A 3830-nucleotide genomic window follows, 5' to 3' on the forward strand; every position below is an offset into this window, starting at 1 on the left:
CGGCGATGCCTTCACTTTGGCCGCGGCGTGATGCTGCCGCACGAAAGCGGCGTGCTTGGCTTTGGGCGGCGCCGTCTCGGGGACTGCAACGGGGGGCGGCACCGGCATGCCGGCCAGTTGCGTGAGCGCGTCGGGGTTCACGCTGACCTGCGCCATCGCTGCGCCCGGCACGAAAGCGGCCGCCAGGATCAGGAGCAAAAGAAATTTCACCCCAGGACCATAGCCTTAACCTCTGGAGGCCGCCAGACCGTCCTGCACGACCTCGAGCAAACGCGGATGCAGGTTCGGATTGGCCGCCACCACGGTGTTCGCCACGTTGTCCTTGCCCTCGGCATCGGTCGCGTAGCCGCCGGCCTCGCGCACGATCAGCATGCCGGCGGTGATGTCCCAAGGATGGATGCCGGATTCCCAATAGCCGTCATAGCGGCCGGCGGCGACCCAGGCGAGATCCAGGGCGGCCGAGCCGAAGCGGCGGATGCCGGCGACCTGGGGCATCAGCGTGCTCAGCGTGCGGGCAAAGGAAAGGCGGTTGCTGCCCGAGGTCACCGCGAAGGGGATACCGGTGGCAAACACCGCGTCGCGCAGCTCGCGCCGCGCCGACACGCGCAGGCGCTTATCGTTGACATAGGCGCCGACACCTTTTTCCGCCCAGAACAATTCGTTGTTCACCGGGGAATAGACCACGCCGGCGACGATTTCCGAGCCGTCATCGGGCAGGCGGCGTTCCAGGCCGATGGAGATGGCCCAGTGCGGGATGCCGTGCAGGAAGTTGGTGGTGCCGTCCAGCGGGTCGACGATCCAGCGCCAGGCCCATTTGTCGCTGCCGGTGGCGCCGCTCTCCTCCATCAGGAAGGCGTAGCCGGGGCGGGCTTTTTCCAGCTCCTCGCGCAGCGTCTGCTCGGCGCGCAAATCGGCCTGGCTGACGAAATCGCCGGGGCCCTTCATGCTTACCTGCAGGTTCTCAACCTCGTTGAAGTCGCGCAGCAGACGCCGGGCGGCTTTTTGGGCGGCGGCCTGCATCACCGTCATATGTGCCGAGAGGCGTGGCATCATGGGAAAAAATCCTCAAAATCAAACGGGCGGGCCAAAGCCCGCCCGCCGGCCGGCCGTTCCCCGGCCGGAGGAGTGACAATCAGTTTTTGGCGCGTTCCACGTAGCTGCCGTCTTCGGTGCGCACAACCACGCGCTCGCCGGCCTCGATGAAGGGTGGCACCAGTGTTTTCACGCCGTTGGAGAGCATCGCCGGCTTGTAGGAGGAAGAGGCGGTCTGCCCCTTTACCACCGGATCGGCTTCGACGATTTCCAGCGTCACATGCGGCGGCAGGGTGACGGAGACCGGGTCGCCTTCCACCAGCCCGACCGAGAGCTGCATGTTGTCCTGCAGGAACGGGGCGGAATCGCCGAGCAACGCGACCGGAATGATGAACTGCTCGAAGGTCTCGCCGTCCATCAGCACCAGATTGTCGCCGTCCGTGTAGGAGTAGGTGTATTCCTTGTCCTCGGTGCTCAGCCGCTCCACGCTGTCGGCAGTGCGCCAGCGTTCGTTGGTCTTGTTGCCGGTTTTCAGGTTGCGCATTTCCACCTGGATGAAGGCGCCGCCTTTGCCCGGGGTAATGATCTGCTGCTTGAGCACGGTCCAGCGGTTGCCTTCGTGTTCGAGGACCTGACCGGCGCGGATGAGGTTTGCCTGTTGCTTCATTAAAATTCTGCCTGGATATAAGAATGCTCTTCGAAGCGGGGGCTTACGATGCTGAGGGCCGTTCGGCAAGTGATTGCGGCGTTAAGCGCAGGCAAGCGGAAGGAAAGGCTACTTTTTGCGAACAAAAAGCAGCAAAAAAACTTTGTTATGCTGGGCCATGGGCGTTGGCCCCGTCACAGCCCATGGCCCAGCATAAACAAAAGTTTTTGGTGCCGCTTTTTTCCAAAAAGCGGCCGCTTGCTTGCTTTTAAAGCGGTATTTTGCCCAGCCCGCCGGGGCGGTCGAAAATATAGGTCGGCAGCGCGGTACCGCTGATATGGCCGCGCAGATTGGCGAGAATTTCCCGGCCGCGCTCGGGCGGCACGAAGAAGCGCGCGGTGCCGGGGGCGGCGTCGAGCTGGTGCAGGTAATAAGGCTTGATGCGCAGCCGGAGCATGGCGCGGAACAGTGCGCCGAGGGCTTCCTCGCTGTCATTCACCCCGGCGAGCAGGACGCTCTGGCCCAGCACCGGAATGCCGCGGCGCTGCAACCGGCGCAGCGCTTCTCCCACGGAAGGGGTGAGTTCGCGCGCATGGTTGGCGTGCAGGCACAAAAAGAGCGGGGTTGCTATGTCCAGCGCCTCGGCCAGCGCCTCGGTCACGAGTGCCGGGTCGGCCACCGGGGCGCGGGTGTGAATGCGGAGCACCTCAACGTGCGGGATGGCGCCGAGGCGGCGCAGGATGGCGCCGAGGCGGCGGGGGGAGAGAATGAGCGGGTCGCCGCCGGTGAGGATCACTTCGCTTATGCCGGGTTGGGCTTCCAGATAGGCGTAGGCGGCGTCGAGCGCGGCATCGCTCAGCACGCCGCCATCCGGCCCCACCTGCTCGCGGCGGAAGCAGAAACGGCAATAGACCGGGCAGGCCAGCAGGGGCTTCAGCAGCGCGCGGTCCGGGTAGCGGTGCACGATGCCGGGAACGGGGGAAAGCGCCTCGTCGGCGATCGGGTCGTTCGACTCATGCGGAGCGGTGATCAGCTCCGCCGGGTCGGGGATGAACTGGCGGAAAATCGGGTCGCCGGGCGCGGCGATCAAGGCCTGCAAGGCGGGCGGCACGGCGATGGCATAGCGCGCCGCCACCGCCTCCAGCGCCGGGCGCGCGGCCACACTTGCCAGGCCTGCCGAGATCAGGTCTTCAACGCGGCGCAGCGTGCGCAATGCGGGCGGCAAATTGTCGGGCATGCGGAGCGTGTAGAATGGGAGCGCCAATGTCTCAACCCTGGGAAAATCTTGCTGACCGGATGCCACTGTTGCGGCGGCGCCTGAGGCTGACCCAGGCGGTGCGGGCGTTTTTTACGGCGCGTGGCTATCTGGAGGTGGAGACGCCTTACGCCGTGCCGGCGCCGGGGGAAGAGGTGCATCTGCGCGCGATGCGGGCAGGGGAGCAATATCTCCATACCAGCCCGGAATTTGCGATGAAAAAATTGCTGGCGGGAGGCTCGGGGCCAATTTTCCAGCTGGCGCGGGTGTGGCGCGACGAGCCGCGCAGCCGCACGCACGCGCCGGAATTCACCATGCTCGAATGGTACAATCTGCGCCCCGATCTCGGTGCGCTGATGGACGAGACCGAGGCACTGCTCCGCGCCGTGCTGCCGCCGGTTCTCATCCGCGATGGCCGGACCGTCTCTTTGCAGAAATTCGAGCGCATCACGGTGGCGGAAGCGTTCTTCCGGTATATGGGCGCGGATGTGCTGGCGACCGAGGGCGATGCCCCGGCGCTCGCCGCCGCCGCGGGAACCGGGCTGCGCGCGGGGGAAAGCTGGGAGGATTTGTTCTTTCGGCTGCTGCTGGAGCGGGTGGAGCCGCAACTGGGGCGCGAATGCCCCGCCTTTCTCACGCACTGGCCAGCCTCGCAGGCGGCGCTGGCGCGGCGCGACCCGGCGGACCCGCGCGTCGCGGAACGGTTCGAGCTGTTTTGCGGGGGCATGGAGCTGGCCAATGCGTTTGTCGAGCTGACGGATGCGGCGGAACAGCGGGCCCGCTTCCTTGAAGATCGGGCCCGCCGGCACGAAATAAACGGTCACGAAGACTGGGCGCTGGACGAAGGATTCCTCGCTGCGGTCAACCGGTTACCGGCCTGCGCCGGAATCGCGCTGG

6 protein-coding genes are annotated in these 3830 nt (G+C 65.8%); 2 read left to right on the forward strand and 4 right to left on the reverse strand.

What is annotated here, in order from left to right; translation table 11 throughout:
- The 3 genes from VNC39_RS06640 to efp form a co-directional block, all read right to left on the reverse strand.
- Window positions 1–210: hypothetical protein (locus tag VNC39_RS06640; protein WP_325397419.1), on the reverse strand; the 210-nt coding region annotated here is incomplete at its 3' end.
- Window positions 211–225: 15 nt separating this feature from the next.
- Window positions 226–1053 (reverse strand): inositol monophosphatase family protein, encoded by an 828-nt coding sequence (locus VNC39_RS06645; RefSeq protein ID WP_325397421.1) that lies wholly within the window; start codon window positions 1051–1053, stop codon window positions 226–228.
- Window positions 1054–1132: 79 nt separating this feature from the next.
- Window positions 1133–1699 carry an elongation factor P gene (gene efp / locus VNC39_RS06650; RefSeq protein WP_325397423.1) on the reverse strand — a complete coding sequence of 189 codons (567 nt, stop codon included), beginning with the start codon at window positions 1697–1699 and terminating at the stop codon, window positions 1133–1135.
- A 23-nt stretch (window positions 1700–1722) separates the two neighbouring features.
- On the opposite strand from efp, the gene VNC39_RS06655 reads away from it, so the two are divergent.
- On the forward strand, window positions 1723–1950 hold the full coding sequence (locus VNC39_RS06655; RefSeq protein WP_325397425.1) for a hypothetical protein: 228 nt from the start codon (window positions 1723–1725) through the stop codon (window positions 1948–1950).
- On the opposite strand, the gene VNC39_RS06660 is transcribed toward VNC39_RS06655, so the two are convergent.
- Complete coding sequence (locus tag VNC39_RS06660) at window positions 1947–2915, reverse strand: lysine-2,3-aminomutase-like protein (RefSeq protein ID WP_325397429.1); 969 nt, start codon at window positions 2913–2915, stop codon at window positions 1947–1949. The two genes, VNC39_RS06655 and VNC39_RS06660, sit on opposite strands and share 4 nt — an antisense overlap.
- A gap of 26 nt (window positions 2916–2941) precedes the next feature.
- Here VNC39_RS06660 and epmA point away from each other — a divergent pair.
- On the forward strand, window positions 2942–3830 hold an 889-nt coding region (gene epmA, locus VNC39_RS06665), incomplete at its 3' end, for an EF-P lysine aminoacylase EpmA (protein ID WP_325397427.1).

The sequence above is a fragment of the Acidocella sp. genome, assembly GCF_035535915.1.
GTDB lineage: Bacteria > Pseudomonadota > Alphaproteobacteria > Acetobacterales > Acetobacteraceae > Acidocella.

Excerpts from the sequence above, each read along its gene's own strand:
- VNC39_RS06660 (WP_325397429.1), bottom strand. The coding sequence starts at position 2,915 with ATGCCCGACAATTTGCCGCCCGCATTGCGCACGCTGCGCCGCGTTGAA.
- VNC39_RS06645 (WP_325397421.1), bottom strand. The coding sequence starts at position 1,053 with ATGATGCCACGCCTCTCGGCACATATGACGGTGATGCAGGCCGCCGCC.
- efp (WP_325397423.1), bottom strand. The coding sequence starts at position 1,699 with ATGAAGCAACAGGCAAACCTCATCCGCGCCGGTCAGGTCCTCGAACAC.
- VNC39_RS06655 (WP_325397425.1), top strand. The coding sequence starts at position 1,723 with ATGCTCTTCGAAGCGGGGGCTTACGATGCTGAGGGCCGTTCGGCAAGT.